The organism is Kitasatospora sp. NPDC088134, assembly GCF_044741705.1.
GTDB lineage: Bacteria > Actinomycetota > Actinomycetes > Streptomycetales > Streptomycetaceae > Kitasatospora.
The window spans coordinates 1-14,971 of sequence record NZ_JBIUTD010000028.1 but is presented as its reverse complement, the minus strand read 5'-3'; the positions used below and the strand labels follow the sequence as shown (position 1 = coordinate 14,971).

General features: G+C 72.3%; 15 protein-coding genes. 6 read left to right on the top strand and 9 right to left on the bottom strand.

Going from position 1 to position 14,971, the window contains the following annotated elements:
• Nucleotides 1-318 precede the first annotated feature (318 nt).
• On the top strand, nt 319-1,230 hold the full coding sequence (locus ACIOHG_RS31215) for a JmjC domain-containing protein (protein ID WP_400955601.1): 912 nt from the start codon (nt 319-321) through the stop codon (nt 1,228-1,230).
• 28 nt (nt 1,231-1,258) lie between these two features.
• Here the strand turns inward: ACIOHG_RS31215 and ACIOHG_RS31210 are convergent, their stop codons facing one another.
• The 4 genes from ACIOHG_RS31210 to ACIOHG_RS31195 form a co-directional block, all read right to left on the bottom strand.
• A complete protein-coding gene (locus ACIOHG_RS31210) occupies nt 1,259-1,612 on the bottom strand; it encodes a hypothetical protein (protein WP_400955600.1) in 354 nt (117 codons plus the stop codon).
• Between the two features lie 68 nt (nt 1,613-1,680).
• Nucleotides 1,681-3,153, bottom strand: coding sequence for a SagB family peptide dehydrogenase (locus ACIOHG_RS31205; RefSeq protein WP_400955599.1), 1,473 nt, complete (start codon nt 3,151-3,153; stop codon nt 1,681-1,683).
• Nucleotides 3,154-3,356: 203 nt separating this feature from the next.
• Nucleotides 3,357-4,142, bottom strand: coding sequence for a MerR family transcriptional regulator (locus ACIOHG_RS31200; protein WP_400955597.1), 786 nt, complete (start codon nt 4,140-4,142; stop codon nt 3,357-3,359).
• A 243-nt stretch (nt 4,143-4,385) separates the two neighbouring features.
• Nucleotides 4,386-5,027 (bottom strand): hypothetical protein, encoded by a 642-nt coding sequence (locus ACIOHG_RS31195; RefSeq protein ID WP_400955595.1) that lies wholly within the window; start codon nt 5,025-5,027, stop codon nt 4,386-4,388.
• A 670-nt stretch (nt 5,028-5,697) separates the two neighbouring features.
• Here ACIOHG_RS31195 and ACIOHG_RS31190 point away from each other — a divergent pair.
• Entirely contained in the window at nt 5,698-7,005 is a 1,308-nt protein-coding gene (locus tag ACIOHG_RS31190) for a hypothetical protein (RefSeq protein WP_400955594.1), read from the top strand.
• Nucleotides 7,002-7,577 (top strand): hypothetical protein, encoded by a 576-nt coding sequence (locus tag ACIOHG_RS31185; protein WP_400955592.1) that lies wholly within the window; start codon nt 7,002-7,004, stop codon nt 7,575-7,577. Before ACIOHG_RS31190 ends, ACIOHG_RS31185 begins: the two co-directional genes overlap by 4 nt.
• A 138-nt stretch (nt 7,578-7,715) precedes the next feature.
• Here ACIOHG_RS31185 and ACIOHG_RS31180 read toward each other — a convergent pair whose 3' ends face one another.
• On the bottom strand, nt 7,716-8,120 hold the full coding sequence (locus ACIOHG_RS31180) for a hypothetical protein (protein ID WP_400955590.1): 405 nt from the start codon (nt 8,118-8,120) through the stop codon (nt 7,716-7,718).
• Nucleotides 8,121-8,152: 32 nt separating this feature from the next.
• Between ACIOHG_RS31180 and ACIOHG_RS31175 the strand changes: the two genes are divergently transcribed.
• Nucleotides 8,153-8,620 carry a tetratricopeptide repeat protein gene (locus ACIOHG_RS31175; protein ID WP_400955589.1) on the top strand — a complete coding sequence of 156 codons (468 nt, stop codon included), beginning with the start codon at nt 8,153-8,155 and terminating at the stop codon, nt 8,618-8,620.
• Nucleotides 8,621-8,759: 139 nt separating this feature from the next.
• Here the strand turns inward: ACIOHG_RS31175 and ACIOHG_RS31170 are convergent, their stop codons facing one another.
• Entirely contained in the window at nt 8,760-9,416 is a 657-nt protein-coding gene (locus ACIOHG_RS31170; protein ID WP_400955587.1) for a hypothetical protein, read from the bottom strand.
• A gap of 129 nt (nt 9,417-9,545) precedes the next feature.
• On the opposite strand from ACIOHG_RS31170, the gene ACIOHG_RS31165 reads away from it, so the two are divergent.
• Both ACIOHG_RS31165 and ACIOHG_RS31160 read left to right on the top strand, forming a co-directional pair.
• Entirely contained in the window at nt 9,546-10,679 is a 1,134-nt protein-coding gene (locus tag ACIOHG_RS31165) for a sensor histidine kinase (protein ID WP_400955585.1), read from the top strand.
• Nucleotides 10,676-11,362, top strand: coding sequence for a response regulator (locus tag ACIOHG_RS31160; RefSeq protein WP_400955583.1), 687 nt, complete (start codon nt 10,676-10,678; stop codon nt 11,360-11,362). Before ACIOHG_RS31165 ends, ACIOHG_RS31160 begins: the two co-directional genes overlap by 4 nt.
• 150 nt (nt 11,363-11,512) lie before the next feature.
• On the opposite strand, the gene ACIOHG_RS31155 is transcribed toward ACIOHG_RS31160, so the two are convergent.
• The 3 genes from ACIOHG_RS31155 to ACIOHG_RS31145 all read right to left on the bottom strand — a co-directional run bounded on the left by ACIOHG_RS31155 (nt 11,513) and on the right by ACIOHG_RS31145 (nt 14,768).
• Nucleotides 11,513-12,811, bottom strand: coding sequence for a sugar ABC transporter permease (locus ACIOHG_RS31155; RefSeq protein WP_400955582.1), 1,299 nt, complete (start codon nt 12,809-12,811; stop codon nt 11,513-11,515).
• On the bottom strand, nt 12,808-13,587 hold the full coding sequence (locus ACIOHG_RS31150) for an ATP-binding cassette domain-containing protein (RefSeq protein WP_400955581.1): 780 nt from the start codon (nt 13,585-13,587) through the stop codon (nt 12,808-12,810). Before ACIOHG_RS31150 ends, ACIOHG_RS31155 begins: the two co-directional genes overlap by 4 nt.
• Nucleotides 13,588-13,670: 83 nt before the next feature.
• Nucleotides 13,671-14,768, bottom strand: a complete 1,098-nt coding sequence (locus tag ACIOHG_RS31145; RefSeq protein WP_400955580.1) for a sugar ABC transporter substrate-binding protein — start codon at nt 14,766-14,768, stop codon at nt 13,671-13,673.
• Between the last annotated feature and the right edge of the window lie 203 nt (nt 14,769-14,971).

Sequence of the window (14,971 nt, the reverse complement as noted above, 5' to 3'; positions counted from 1 at the left end):
CGCGGAACCATGGCCGGCCCCCCCGACGATTGCACCGATCGGTGGCATCGGAGCAGCGCGCCCCCCGACTCCCTTGCCCGTCGAGCGGATCCGACACGCCCGGGGTAATTGCTCCCGCCCGTGCGAACCGGTGGATCGGGAAAAGGAGTGCGGTGCGGAAAAATCACGGCACGGATCGGTGGAACGGTCCGGATGCTCCGGGGAGAGCATCCGGGGAAGTGTCCGGCGATTCTTGCGCTATTCGTCCGGCGGGCCCTAGGTTCGCCTCGTCCCACCGCACGGCGAAATGCTCCCGAAGAGACGGAAGGCCGATCCCCGATGGAAACTCTCCGGTCCATGGTCGGCGACCCCGCACCGTTCCTGGCGACGGCCTGGCGCCGCCAGGCCCTCGTGCTGCGCCCACCCGTCCCGCTCGCGGCGCCGGTCGGACTGGCGGACGTCGACACCGTGCTGGCCTCGGGCCTGCTGCGCGTCCCCTATCTCGAAGTCGTCGCTGACGGAAAGGCGCTGGAGCAGAGCGAGTACACCGGCACCCGCCACCTCGTCGACCGCGACTTCCGCGGCTACGCCGACCCGGACAAGGTGAGGGGACACGTCGAGTCCGGTGCCACCCTGGTGATGCGCAACATCGAGCACTGGCACGCCGGAACGGCCGCCTTCGCCGACCGGCTCGGCGCCGAACTGGGCCGGCGGGTCGAAGCCTTCCTCTTCGTCACCCCGCCCGGTCGGCGCGGCTTCCCCGCCCACCGGGACGACGCCGACGTCTTCGTGCTCCAACTGCAGGGCGGCAAGCGGTGGCAGATCCACCACCCGCCCGCCGACGGGAACTGGCGGCCCGGGCCCGAGGCGGACCCGGGCCCGGTGCAGTTGGAGACCACGGTGCACGCCGGTGAGGTGCTGTACGTTCCCCGCGGTGCGGCGCATTCGGCCGTCGGGCACACCGAGGGCCTGTCCTTCCACCTGTCGCTGACCGTCCGTCAGCCCGGTACGGGTGAACTGCGCGCCGAGCTCGCCCGCCGCTTCGCCGAGGGGCTCGCGCTTCCCCTCCTCCCGATCGACCCCGCGGAACTGCGCCGGACGGCACAGGAGTTGCTCGATCACCACCGGAGGCTCCTGGCCGCGCTCACGCCGGAGGAGCTGTGCGCCGCCGTCGAGACGGTCACGCGGCCGGACGCGGATTCCGCCGGAGACCGGAGGACGCTGACGGGCCTGGCCGCAGCACGGGACTGATCGCGTACCGGGTCGGCCGGTGGGGCGGTCAGAACGGAATCTCCGGAAAACCCTGCGAGCCCGTGCCGGCCACCAGCGCGTCCAGTTCCTCCTCCCGGAGTTCCCGTTCCTCGAACCGGTCCGGGTGGGGCACGAACAGCGTGAGCAGACCGCTGACGGCCGACTCCTCCCAGGAGCGGATCTGTTCCTCCAACACCTCCGACGCCGAGAACCTGTCCCGGTCGACGATCACTGCGGTCCCGGCCGGCACCCGGACACCGTGCTCGGCGAGCAAGGTGCGCGGGTCCTGCTCCAGGAGCCGCTCCTGGCCGGGATCGGACCAGACAGCGGCCACCGCCGCGCTGTAGCCGGAGGCGAAAGCGGTGCGTTCGACGGAGTACATGGCTCGATCCTCTGCGGTCTGGGGCTGAAGAGAGTGCGCTACGTGCCGGAGCGGTCCGGTTCCGGGGTTCAGGCCGGCTTCCGCGCGGTGGGCGGGCAGGAACCGAGGGCGAATTCGGCGATGGCCGGCTCGCTCAGCGTGTCCAGACCGGCCAGTGCCGAGAAGGCAGCGGCGTCACCCGCGCCGAGGGCGCAGGGCGCCAGGCCCATGTCGGTGGCGACCAGGTACATCCAGGCGGTCAGTATCCCGGCGTCCTTGAGGGCCAGCGCGTACGGCGTCCCCTCGTACTTCCGCATCAGGGGCCCGACCCTGGCGGTGATCACGAACAGGACCTGCGGCGGCGCCGACATGGCGGCCGTGCCGCGGGCGAACGACAGCATCCGCTCGGTTTCGGGCCCCGGCGGGGCGACCACGGTCAGGCCGTGGTGCACCGAGTCGTAGTGGTAGAGGCCCCCGGGCAGGTCCGCGCACCGGGAGACCAGGGGGTAGATCTCCAGCTCGCCGAGACCGCCTGCGCCCGGATAGGGCCGGACGGAGGTCCTCCCGCCGCCGCCGTCGCGGACTTCGCGGCGCTGCACCCGGTGGAGGAACTCCCCGAGTTGCGTCAGGGTCACCGGTCGGCTGTCGTCGTGTCGGCGCAAGCTGCGGCGGCGCGCCATCACCGCCGCCAGGGAGGCGTCCCCCTGGACGGCGCACGGGGGTTCGGGCAACGCGACCGAGGAGCGGGGCGCGGCGGCGGGCGTCCGCCCGAGGTCCTCCGGCGGGAAACCGCGGAACCGGTCGGTCGCACCGATCGGCGCCGAATGGCGCTCCGCCCGCGAACGGTCGTGCAGCCACAGCTCCTCCGCCGACCAGAACGCCATCGGCGCCGCCCCGGTTTCGGCCGCGGCCTCCTCCGGAGTCAGCAGAAGGCCGGCGGCGAGCAGTTCCTCCAGCAGGAGGCCCGCCGTCGCCGTGTCGACGTCCAGTTCGTCGGCCACGTCGGCGAGCTGGACCCCCTCCGCACAGGCACGGGCCAGGACGGCGGTCAGCCTGGGGTGCAGACAGCTGATCCCGACCGTGCTGAGCGGCGAGTACGCCGCCATCCGGCCCGGTTCGGCACGCAGCACCGCGAACCTGGACATCCGGTACGCCGTCCCGGGCTGCTGCTGACGCCGCGGCGGGACGTTCTGGGGGCCGATCCGGCGGGGCACCACGTCCAGCAGGGCCCGGGCACCGGCCGAGACCCGGCGTTCCAGCCAGGAGTGCATCAGCAGCCGGCGCACCAGCAGTTGGGCCGACAGAAGCCGGGAGCCGCCCTCCAGCCCGGTGACGAGCTGGGCGATCTGGAGGTCGCTCAGCCAGTCCTCCTCCATCCGCAGCAGAACGGCTTTGCGGCCGGCCTCCAGTCCGGGCAGGTGCAGGCGGTAGCGGGACTGCTCGAGGACGATCCGGCCGTCCGGCTCCTCGATCAACCGGGCGTCGGCGCGGAGCCGGTAGCTGTCGGCCCTGATCGTGTCCGTGTCCGGTGCGGGGAGGGAAAAGGCGGGGTTCACTGGCATTCGTGCTTCCGTTACTGGGGCGGTCGTGCGGTGTGCCGCCGGGGGCACAGGCCCGAGGACTCACGGTCGGCGCACGGCACCTCGGCCGGAGCCGAGGTGTCTTGACCGAGGACACGCTATGCGGCATCGCCCACCGACGGAACACGGTTGCACCGAACCGTGCCGCCGAAGGCGTGGTGGGACCTGCGGCGACGCCGTCGCGGTCACCCGTTCTCGACCACCAGGTGCTCCTCGAACCAGGGTTCGGAACCGCCGTCCTCCATCAGGAGTTCGGTGACCAGATCGCGGCCCCGGTCCTCCACGGCGGACCGGAAAGTACTCACCAGCACTTCCACCAGTCCCTCGGTGAACCGGGTGGGCCGCAGCACGCCCTCCCGCACGCCGGCCACCCCCTGGTCGGGCACCCGGGCATCGGCCCCCCGGGCCGGGCCTCCGCCTTCGGCCGCGGCGATGAGCTCGGCGCTGGACGAGGCGATCAGTTCTTCGGCGACGCCGGCTATCCGGTCCAGCGACCGGGCGAGGCAGCGCAGCGCGGCCGTCGGGGGGACACCCGTCCGAACGAGTTCCGTCATCGCCCGGTGCACGCCGGGCTGGGAGATCGTCACCGTCCCGTCGGGTTCCCGGCCGAGCATGCCGTGGCGGTTCAACGTGTAGAACACAGCGGGCTGGTCACGCACCGTCCGCTTGACCGCGGCCGCCAGCAGCGCCTCCTCGTCGTCGTCGTGGTCCCCCACTCCGAGGAAGGCCGCGATGGAGACGAGATTGAAGCCCTGGCGCTGCAGTTTCACGATGTGGTGCAACCGGAGGACGTGGGTTTCGTCGTAGTAACAGTTTCGTCCCCGGCGCACCGGGGACGGAAGAAGCTTGCGGGACTGGTGGGCGCGGATGTTGCGGGGCGACATCCCCACCAGTTTGGAGACCTCCTCGACCGTGTAGCAGGTCCCCGGTCGACCGGCGCGGGCCGCGGTCGACGGCTGAGTCGACTCCATGTCTTGCTCCTCGGTTGTGCAGCGGTGTTGGCGCAGCCGTGCCGGAGGGTGGAAGGACCACGCCGAGTGAATACGTTCCTGAGGTGGGAACATCCGAGTCCGCCGAGCTCGGGGCGTGCGGGTCCCCACTCCGAAGGTGATGATCACAGCGCATTGCCATGGTCGAGCGTCCTGCTAATGCATGACTAACGCCGTAGTGACGATCTGCTGCCGGACGCCCGCTCCTGCCGACCCGGGCACGGCTCAGCCCGGTACGAGTCCGGGGGGCAGGTGGAAGCGTGGATCACGCCGGCCCGGGCCCAGGAGGTGGCGGAACTCGGTACCGGGTTGAGCCCACAGGACACCGGTGACGTGCGGGTTCGCCATGAGTACCGGGCACTCCACGCGCTGCCAGGTGTTCCCCCTGCGTACGGCGTCGCCGAAGACGATACGGATCTCGCCCCGGGCAGCCTCGGAGAATCCCACCGATGCGTTCCGCCAGAAGGCCGCGGCCCTTTCGGAATAGTCGGAGTAGTAGGGGGTCGGGAGTCCGAGGTCCTCGATCAGCATCATCATCGTCCGCCCGCCGTACTTCCTGGCGGTGGCCTTCGCCGATTCCTCGACCGCCTTTCCCCGGTAGGTGCCGCAGTAGTACCACAGGGCGATGGGGCCGCCGTCCCTCGTGGCGTTCCGCATCTGCTCCCTCGTCACCCACCGGGACACGTCGTCCGTCTGCCCCGGCAGCACGACACCGCCGCCGTTGGACGGCCGCTCGTCCGCGCGAGGGACCCACTCTCCGAGCGGCTCCGCCCTGACCGGCTCGGCGGGGCCGGGCTGCGGGATCAGCGAACTCCGGTTCTCCTCAAGGATGTTGGTGATATCCGTAGCAGCGGATTCGGCTCGCAACGATGCCTCCGGGTACGGGGGTCGGGGGTGGGGACGGAACGGGCCACCCGGCTGCGGACCGCCCGGCCGAGCACCACCCGAGGTCCTCTCCGGAGCTGCGCGTGGGAGACCGAACCACCGTGCCACAGGGGGCCGTCGGTCCGGAGCATAGGCCGGGAGGGCACCGCGGGTGCAACGGCCGGCACGAACGGCACCGCTCCCGGCCGCTGCTGCGCCCACGCTTGCACGGATACGTGTCGCGACCGCGCCCCCGGGGACGGCGGAACGGATCGGATCGGTGGGACGGTTCCCCGCCGCCGTGCACGCTTCGGGGAGAGTGTCGGACGTTCCTTGTGGCCCTTCTCTCCGGCCCCCTAGGTTCGAAGTGCCCCACCGGGAAGCGACGCGTTCCCGCAACACCCACCGACATCTCCGAGCGGCTTCCGCCGGAATGCGGCCGGAACTCCATGGAGGAAGCATGAGCGACACCCAGAACACCACCGCCGAGACCGCCGCCGACGAGTTCGCCGCCGAGATCGGCGACGAGGACCTGGAGAACGTCGCGGGTGGCCTCGAAGTCAGCTGAAACCTGCTCCTCGTCCGGGTGCCGGCTCTCCCCCCGGCACCCGGACGGTTGCCTCCCCGGAGGAACGCGTTGAATCTGCCGAGCGATCTGGCACACGAATTCCAGTTGCTGCGAGACCGCATCACGCGCAAGGCGTCGTCCGACTGGTTCCTGGAGAAGCGCCGGGAGATCGAGAACCTGGCACCGTACGACACGGACCGGGGACGCGAACGCCTCGACCACCTGTTGGCCACCGCGGTGGAACGGGCCCCGTACTACTCCGCCCTGCGCAACCGCCGGCAGCTGGACCTGCGGGACTTCCCACAGGTCCGCAAGAGCGACCTGCGCGAGCACGTCGCCGATTTCATCACCCGCGACCCGACCGGCCGGATGGCCCCCGGCGCGTTCTTCCTGTCGCAGACCAGCGGCAGCACCGGACAACCCGTCACCCTGCTGTCCACCACGGAGACCGGCAGCCTGCTGGTCCACGTGGTCCGGGAGCGGTTGAGCGCTCTCCTCGGCCTGCCGGACAGCGGCACGGTGCTCAACCTCGGCCTGCTGTTCCCCGGCACCCGGCTGTTCGAACCGGTGATGCTGCCGCGTCCCTACGTCAAGTGCAACCTGCGCGGCTACGACCCCGGGGCACCCGACATCGTCGCGGAGTACGAGGCCGTGGTCGGTCACCTCCCGGTCGACCAGATCACCGGTTCGTCGAGCCGCATCATCACCCTGGCCCGGTACTGCCTGGAACGCGGCATCGCCCTGCGTCCCCATGGCGTCGTCGCCACGTACGAGCACATGCCCGACAGCGGCCGCCGCGTGGTCGAGGAAGCCTTCGGCTGCCGGGTGACCATGCTGTACACGACCGCGGAGACCGGCTACGCGGCTTTCGAGTGCGAGCGGCAACGCCTGCACTTCCAGGACGACTTCGTCCTGCCCGAGATCGAGCCGACCGACGGCCGGGAGGTGGGCGAGATCGTCCTGACCTCCCTGGTCTCCACGCCCATGCCGGTCATCCGCTATGTCACGGGCGACCTCGCGCCCCGCCCGGTCGACTGCGGCTGCGGCCTGCCCGGCACCGTCACCGAAGGAATCGTGGGCCGCGCCCGCAGCAGCCTGGTCGGCTGCGACGGAGCCGTTTACTCACCGTACTCACTGCTCGCCGCGCTGGCCGCCGCAGGCCTGCCGGACTACCAGGTCGTCCAGACCGAACCAGGTCTCCTCGACCTCGTCACCGCAGGCCCGGCGGAACCCGCCGCCGCCTGCGTCCGCGACCTCAACTCCCGCCTGGACTCGTACTTCGGGGGCCGTCAGGGCTTCCGCCTGCGCCACCGCCCGCACCAGGACTTCCACTTCACCGCGAGCGGCAAGCGCAACCCCGTGGTCCAGCACCTGCACCTTCCGGACGGCCCCGAACGCTCCGCCTACCTGTGACCGCGCGCACGGGCTCCGGATTCAGAGCCGAACCGGTCGACGAGTCGGTTCCCCTCGAAAGCGAGTGGCTGACCAAGAACGACGGGATCGTCCTTCCCGGGCAGACGGACGACGCCTCCCGATGGGTGACCCGGGAACAGATCCGGACCGCTGCCGAGAACCGCGTCCCCACCGCGCTGTGGTACTACAGCGGCACCTGCGGGGGGAGGTCGGTCGAGGAGGCGACGAAGGCCACCGCCCGGAAGTACGGCGGGGAGACGATGATGATGCTGATCGAGGACCTTCGCATGCCCACCCCGCACTACTCCGAATACTCGCAACGGGCCGAAGCCTTCTGGCGAAACGCTTCCGCGGGTTTCTCCGAAGCCGCCCGGGGCGAGGTGCGGATCGTCTTCGGTGACACCGTCAGGAAAGAGAGCAACTGGTACCGGGTGGAATGCCCGATACTCGTTGCGAATCCACGCGTCACCGCCCTGCTCTGGGCCCGGCCCGGAACCCTCTCCCACCGACTGCCGGACACCTGGCGCACCGATCCGCGCCACCGCCTACCAGCCGAGCTCTCCCTCCAGTAGCGGCACACGGCATCCCTGACAGCCCCGCCGGGCAACCGGCCGACCAGGCACCACCCACCGGCGGAGGAACCCGTCGGTCCAGGCTGTCGCCGCCGTCCCCGCCGTCCTCGTCCCGCAGACCGAGGAACCGCCCGAGGGTCAGGCGGGGGTGGCGGGAACCGCTCCCAGGGCCGCTTCGGCGATCCTCGCCGCCTCCTGCTCGCAGTCGGCGGCCGGATGCCGCTCGCCGGCGAGGAAGACGTCCACGGTGAGGTTCGCCCTGCGGACGGACAGCACACAGGTCCACCCGCTGTCGGCGGTCCTCCAGTACGCGTCGTCGGCGAAGGCGAGACCGGTCGCGGGGCGGCCGTCGCTGCGCGCGCGGTTCGTGAAGTCCTTCCGCTGGACTTCGGTGGCGTTCTCGCCGGTGCCCACCGAACGGCGCAGGGACCAGCGGACGTCGGCGTGGGAGGAGGGTTCCCAGCCGCTCGCCAACTGCTCGTTCCTGTCGTACCAGGAGCAGTCGGTGTCGGCCGAGGAGGAGAAGTCGGTGAACCGGTCCATGTCCTTCCGTCGTTCCGGCAGGGGGAGCCGCGGTGCGGCCTCGGCGCAGGTCGGCATCGTCAGGTAGCGGTCCGCCGGCCCGGCTCGCCGAACTGACCGCCCTCAACGCCCTGGGCATACTGCTCCGAGGTACCGGCCGCGCCGACCGGGCCCTCGGCATCCACCGACGCAGCGAACGGATCTGCCGCGACGGCCTCCCCGGCACCTCGCCCGAACTCCTGGCGGTCTACCACGCCAACGCCCTCCACCAGTTGGGCGCCGATCTCGTCGCCCTGGACCGCTGGGCGGACGCCGAACCGCTGCTGCGTCAGGCACTGGCGGTCTTCGAGGACGCCAACATGCCGGCCTGGAGCGAACCCGCCCGCCTCGACCTGGGCATCGCCCTGCACCGTCTCGGTCGACAGGCCCAGGCCACCGCGGTTCTCACTCTGGCCCACCATGGCCTGACCGCGCTCAACCACCCCCGCCGCACCGAGTCCGCCGCGTACCTCTCCCCCTGAACAACGCCGGGCTCCTGACACCTGACTGTGCTCCCGAAGGCCGAATTCCCACTGCCGTGGATCCCTATACGGGCCGACACGACCTCGTGCTGCCGTCAGCGGCGACCCGTTCGGGAGGGGGCGAGTCCGGCGGGCCCCGTCAGGCTGCCGGCTGAGGGGCCGTGGTGGTGCGGCGGCGGTAGTAGGCGCGGGTGACGGCGCCGACCAGGGGCGGCCAGGCCAGCAGGGGGAGGTAGCAGGCCAGGAAGAGGACCTGCGACCAGCCGCTGACCTCCAGGTGCGAGGTGGGCGTCCCCTCGTTGCCGACCAGCGGGGTGAAGTGGAGGTGGAAGAGGACCGGGTTCAGGAAGAAGTAGGCGCCGAACAGCACCAGCAGGGCCGTGCCGACGGTCGCCGGTACCACTGCGGCCCTGATCGGCACCCGCCGCCCGCCCAGCAGGGGGAGCCACCGCGGGAGGACCTCGCCCCAGGGTTTGACCAGGCCCATCGCCAGCAGCGCCAAGCCCTCGCAGACCAGGGACAGGAAGAGGGCGTAGAGGTATTCGACGGGACGGGACCGGTAGCCCGGGTTCTCGGAGTGGCCGACCCCGGCCAGGCCGGCGGTCATGAGCAGCCGCCAGAGGCCGGAGGGCAGCACCACCAGCGGAACCGCGTGGGCGGCGAGCACGGCCCAACGGGGCGTGCCGGGAACGTACTTCGGCTGTACGGGGCCCCGCTCCGGGCTCCGCTCCGGGCGGCGCGCCGGGCGGGTGGGGGCGGGTGCGGCGGCCGGTCGGGCCGACTGGTTCGCTGTCATGCCCCAAGCCTCGCCGGGTGGTTGACGCGGGGGCAGATGCCGTTGGGCACCGGGACCGTGGCCGGAGGGACGCCGAAGGTGCCGAAAGACAGGGGCGCGGCCGGTGCCCGTGCGCGTACCGTCGGAGTCGTGCTGATCATCATGGGGCCGGCCGTCCTGGCCGGCGCGGCCGCGCTGCTCGTCCACGCGGGCCGGTCGCGGTCGCGTCCGCTGGTGGCCCGGGCCACCGGGGTCGCCGCCGCGGTGTCGCTCGCCGTGACGGTCGCCCGGCCCGCGGGCACGGCCGGGCTCGGGCCGGGGACGGCGGGCACGCTGGAGGCCCTCGCCCTGCTGGCCCTGCTGGTGCCGACCGCGCGCCACGCCGCGCTGCCGCAGGCGATCGTGGCGGGAACGCTGGCCCACCTCGCGGTGACCCTGTGGGTGCTGCGGGCCTGGAACACCGACTCGGTCCGCGGCACCGTCGGCGCCTGCGTCTTCTGGTCGCTGCTGGCGACCGGCGCGGCGGCGGGCGGGGCCTACCTGCGGATGCTGGACACCCGGCGGGTCGCCTCGGTGGCCGACGCCAGGCGGCGCCAACGCCTTTACCTGGCCCGGGACTTGCACGACTTCGTCGCCCACGACGTGAGCGAGATGGTCGCGCAGGCGCAGACCGGGCGGTTCCTCGGGGCGGCCGATCCGGGGGTCGCGCTCGACGCGCTGCGCCGGATCGAGGAGGCCGGGCTGCGGGCCCTGGCCGCGATGGACCGCACCGTGCACATGCTCCACGGGCCGGACGGGCCGGACGCCGACCCCCGGCACTCGCCCGGCGGCCTGGACGAGCTGCCCGAACTGGTGGGCCGTTTCCGCGAGTCGAGCGCGGGCCGGACCGAACTCGCCCTCGCCCCCGGCCTGTTCGACCAGGTGAGCCGCGAAGTGTCCAGCACGGCCTACCGGATCGTGGTGGAGGCGCTGACCAATGTGCGCCGCCACGCGCCCGACACCGACGTGACCGTGACACTGGACCGGTCGGCGGCCCGCCTCACCGTCGAGGTCGGCAACGGCGCCCCGGCCGGGAGGGCGCAGCAGCGCGGCGAACGCGCCGGCGGGCTGGGGCTGCCCGGCCTGGCCGAGCGGGTGACCGCCCTCGGCGGATCGCTGACCGCCGGGCCCCGCCCGGACGGCGGCTGGCTGCTGGCGGCCGAACTGCCGCTCGCCGGCGGCCCGGACGGCAGCCGGTCCGCCCTCCCCGTCCCCTTCCGCAACGGAAAGGCCGAACCCCGATGAGCGACGCCCGGACGAGCACCGGCCCGATCCGGGTCCTGCTCGCCGACGACCAGGAGAGCATCCGCAGCGCCTTCCGGATGGTCCTCGACGCCCAGCCCGACATCGAGGTCGTCGGCGAGGCCGCGGACGGCGGCGCCGCGGTCGAACTGGCCCGGCGGTTGCGGCCGGACGTGGTCCTCGCCGACATCCGGATGCCGCGCGTCGACGGGCTCGAACTCACCCGCCTGCTGGCGGGCCCCGGCGTGGCCGTCCCGCTCCGGGTGGTCGTGGTGACCACCTTCGACCTGGACGAGTACGTGCACGCCGCGCTGCGCAACGGTGCCGCGGGCTTCCTGCTCAAGCGGTCGGGGCCGACCCTGCTGATCGAGGCGGTCCGCGCGGCGGCGGCCGGCGACACCCTGATCAGTCCGCAGGTCACCGTCCGCCTGCTGCGCGAACTCGGCGCCGGACCGGCCGCCGAGGCCCCGGGGCCGGAGCCGGAGCCGGAGCCGCTGACCGACCGCGAGCGGGAGATCGTCACGCTGCTGGCCGGCGGCGGCACCAACGCCGAGATCGCGGCGCAACTCTTCCTCGCCACCGGGACGGTGAAGAACCACGTGGCGAGCGTCCAGCGCAAACTGGGCGTCCGCAACCGGGTCGGCATCGCCGCCTGGGCCTGGCAGCACGGCGTCTGCCGCCCCTGACCCGGCCGCCGGCCGTCCCGGCGGTCGGCCACCTCGCGGCGCAGCAGCGCGCCCAGGCTGTGCTGTGCCGGCGGACCTCTTCCCGGGAAGGACCGGCTCTCATCCTCGGACGGCCCTCATCCTCGGACGGCCCTCATCGCCGGACAGTACTCATCGTCGGGCGGTTCGGCGGCGGGACATGGCGTCCACCCCGGCGGCCACCAGCAGGACCGATCCCGTGACGGCGTACTTGACGCCCGAGCTGTACCCCAGCAGTCCCATGCCGTTCTGGATCACCGCGACGACCAGGCCGCCCAGCACGGCGTCCACCACCCGGCCCCGCCCGCCGAACAGGCTGGTGCCGCCGATGACGGCGCTGCCGACGGCGAGCAGCAGGACGTTGCTGCCACCGGTGTTGGGGTCCACCGAGTTGCCCCGGGAGGCGGCGACGATGCCGCCGACGGCGGCCAGGCAGGAGCAGATCACGAAGGCGGCGATCCGGATGAACGCGACGTCGATGCCGGCCCGGCGGGCGGCCTCCGGGCTGCCGCCCACCGCGTAGACGTGCAGGCCGAAGCGGGTCCGCCGGAGGACGAAGGTCCCGAGCAGCAGTAGGGCCCCGATCACCGGGACCACGATCGGCACGCCCCGGAGGGAGTTGACCAGGACGTTGCGGCTGCGCTCCTGGTTGAGCAGGTGCACGGCCGCGCCGCCGAGCACCAGCACGGCGCCGATCCGAACCGCCAGCAGCGCGGCGGGAGTTCCGGCCAGGCCCCGGCCGCGCCGGTCCCGGCTGCGGCGCACCTGCAGGGCCGCGTACCCGGCGACGCAGCCGGCCAGCAGGAGCCAGCCGAGCACCGGGCTGAGGTTGTCGTTGGCCATCGCCAGGACGGTCGGGTCCTTGACGGAGACGCTGGTGCCCTCCTTCAGCAGCATCAGCACCACGCCCTGGAAGCCGAGGAACGCGGCCAGCGTCACCACGAAGGACGGGATGCCGACCTTCGCCACCAGCGTGCCGAGCAGCAGCCCGATCGCCGCGCCGGTCAGCACGGCGGCGGCCACCGCCGCGTACCAGGGCCAGCCGTGGTCGGTCAGCAGGACGGCCAGCACCGCGGCGCAGACCCCGCTGGCGTAGCCGGCCGACAGGTCGATCTCGCCGAGCAGCAGGACGAAGACCAGGCCCATCGCGATGGCGATGCTGCCGGCGCTCTGGGTCAGCAGGTTGGCGAAGTTCAGGTCGGACAGGAAGACTGGGCGCAGCAGCGAGAAGAACACGCACAGCACGACCAGCCCGGCGACGGCCGGCAGCGCGCCGAGCTCGCCCCCGCGCACCTGCTCCAGGTAGCCGCGGCCCGCCGCCGCCAGGCCGCCGGCGGCAGTCGGCCTCCCAGGGGCCCTGGGCACCTCGGGCTGCCCGGGCTTTTCCGCGTGCTCGGGCTGCTCGGGCTGCTCGGGGGCGAGGGCGGTCACGCGGCGGCTCCGTGGGGGGTGTGCTGCGGGCCCGGGTCGCCGCTGCGGCCCGAGGTGATGAGCTCGACGACCTGGGCGTGCGTCACGTCGGAGGCCCGGATCTGGGCGGCCGTCCGGCCGAGGTACAGCGCGGCGATCCGGTCGGAGACCGCGAAGACGTCGTTCATGTTGTGCGAGATGAGGACGACCGCCAGGCCGTTGTCGGCCAGCCGGCGCACCAGTTCGAGGACCTGCGCGGTCTGGGCGACGCCCAGCGCCGCGGTCGGCTCGTCGAGCACCACCAGCTTGCTGTTCCACAGCACCGCCTTGGCGATGGCCACGGTCTGCCGCTGCCCGCCGGAGAGGCTGGAGACCTTCTGGCGCAGGGACTTGACGGTGCGCACCGACAGGCTCCGGAGCGTCGCGGCGGCCATCTCCTCCATCGTCGAGTCGTCGAGCACCAGGCCGCGACGCTTCTCCCGCCCGAGGAACATGTTCTGCACGATGTCGAGGTTGTCGCACAGCGCGAGGTCCTGGTAGACGATCTCCACCCCGAGCGCGGCGGCGTCGCGCGGGCTGTGCACCTGCACCGGGCGGCCTTCGAAGAGGTAGTCGCCGGCGTCGACGGGGTGGATGCCGCCGACGCACTTGACCAGCGTCGACTTGCCCGCGCCGTTGTCGCCGACGAGGGCCGTCACCTGCCCCGCGTACGCGCTGAGCGCGACGTCGTGCAGGACCTGGACGGGGCCGAAGCTCTTGTTGATCCCGCGCAGTTCGAGAACCGGTGTTTCTGCCATGGGTGGGGCTCCTGGGGACGGGACGGGGCGGACCCCGGCCGGGCGGCGGCCGGGGTCCGCGGGTACGGCCGGGCGCGGCCGGGCTAGTTGATCCCGGCCTTCGCGCACAGCGCCGCGTAGTCGCCGGTGCACAGTTGTGCCTTGGTGACGAAGCCGTCGGCGACGACCTTCTGCACGGTGTCCTTGAAGATCGCCTCGGGCGTCAGCAGCACGGCCGGGACGTCGCGGTTGCCGGTCGGGTCGTGCACGGTGGCCGTGGTCCGGCTCTGCTTGCCGCCCGCCAACTCGACGGCGAGGGCGGACGCCGCGTCGGCCTCCTTCTGCACGGCCTTGTAGACCGTCATGCACTGGTCGCCCGCCAGGATGCTCTGCAGCCCCTGCACGGTGGCGTCCTGACCGGTGATCGGCACCTGCCCGTTGCGGTGGTTCTTGCGCAGCACGGCGATCGCCGCGTTGGCCAGGCCGTCGTTGGCCGCGAGCACGCCGCCGAGGTCCGGCCGACCGGTGTACATCTGCTCGAAGATGGTCTGCGCCTGGGCGTTGTCCCAGTCCGGCACCGACTGGTCGGGGCCCTTGGTGTACTCCCCGGCGGCGTACTTCGGGTCCAGCACGCCGTTGTAGCCCTTGGCGAACAGGGTGGCGTTGTTGTCCGTGGGGGAGCCGTTGAGCTCGGCGACGACGGGGTTCTTGGCGCCCGCGTCGGTCAGGCACTTCGCCAGGCCCTCGCCCTGCAGCTTGCCGACCTGGGTGTTGTCGAAGCTGACGTAGTACTGGGCGGAGCCGCCGAGGGTGAGCCGGTCGTAGTCGATGGTGGCCACGCCCTGCGCCTTGGCCTTGTCGAGCACGGCCTTGCCGGTGCCGCTGTCCAGGTTGACGATCACCAGCACGTTCACGCCGCTGGTGATCATCTGGTCGGCGATGGTCTGGAACGCCTGCTTGTCGCCCTCCGCGTTCTGGATGTCGTAGTCCACCCCGGCGGCCTTGAACGCCGCCGCGAGGTACGGCCGGTCCGCGGTCTCCCAGCGGACGGACGACTTGCTGTCCGGCAGGATCACGCCGATCTTCGGCTTCTTGGCACCCGCCGGGCCGGTGCCGCCGGAACCCGTCGAGGAGCAGGCGGTGGTGGTGCAGAGCAGGGCCGCCGACACGGCGGCGGTGGCGAACAGGAGCCCCTTGCGCATGGGCAGGGTCCTTTCGGGGCGTGTCCGACCTGCGCCGGACGTGCACGGGTGGGGGAGGGCGGGGGACACGGACACGTGGCGGGGAAGCAGCCGTCCGCTGACGCGGCACTAGGTTCTGTCCGTGCGATCATGAGCGGAGCCAGATGGCCAGGGCGGCGGCCGTGACGGTGCCGAGGAAGACGTACACGCGCTTGTCGTACCTG

Excerpts from the sequence above, each read along its gene's own strand:
- ACIOHG_RS31205 (WP_400955599.1), bottom strand. The coding sequence starts at position 3,153 with ATGCCAGTGAACCCCGCCTTTTCCCTCCCCGCACCGGACACGGACACG.
- ACIOHG_RS31215 (WP_400955601.1), top strand. The coding sequence starts at position 319 with ATGGAAACTCTCCGGTCCATGGTCGGCGACCCCGCACCGTTCCTGGCG.
- ACIOHG_RS31145 (WP_400955580.1), bottom strand. The coding sequence starts at position 14,768 with ATGCGCAAGGGGCTCCTGTTCGCCACCGCCGCCGTGTCGGCGGCCCTG.
- ACIOHG_RS31160 (WP_400955583.1), top strand. The coding sequence starts at position 10,676 with ATGAGCGACGCCCGGACGAGCACCGGCCCGATCCGGGTCCTGCTCGCC.
- ACIOHG_RS31170 (WP_400955587.1), bottom strand. The coding sequence starts at position 9,416 with ATGACAGCGAACCAGTCGGCCCGACCGGCCGCCGCACCCGCCCCCACC.
- ACIOHG_RS31180 (WP_400955590.1), bottom strand. The coding sequence starts at position 8,120 with ATGGACCGGTTCACCGACTTCTCCTCCTCGGCCGACACCGACTGCTCC.
- ACIOHG_RS31200 (WP_400955597.1), bottom strand. The coding sequence starts at position 4,142 with ATGGAGTCGACTCAGCCGTCGACCGCGGCCCGCGCCGGTCGACCGGGG.
- ACIOHG_RS31210 (WP_400955600.1), bottom strand. The coding sequence starts at position 1,612 with ATGTACTCCGTCGAACGCACCGCTTTCGCCTCCGGCTACAGCGCGGCG.
- ACIOHG_RS31150 (WP_400955581.1), bottom strand. The coding sequence starts at position 13,587 with ATGGCAGAAACACCGGTTCTCGAACTGCGCGGGATCAACAAGAGCTTC.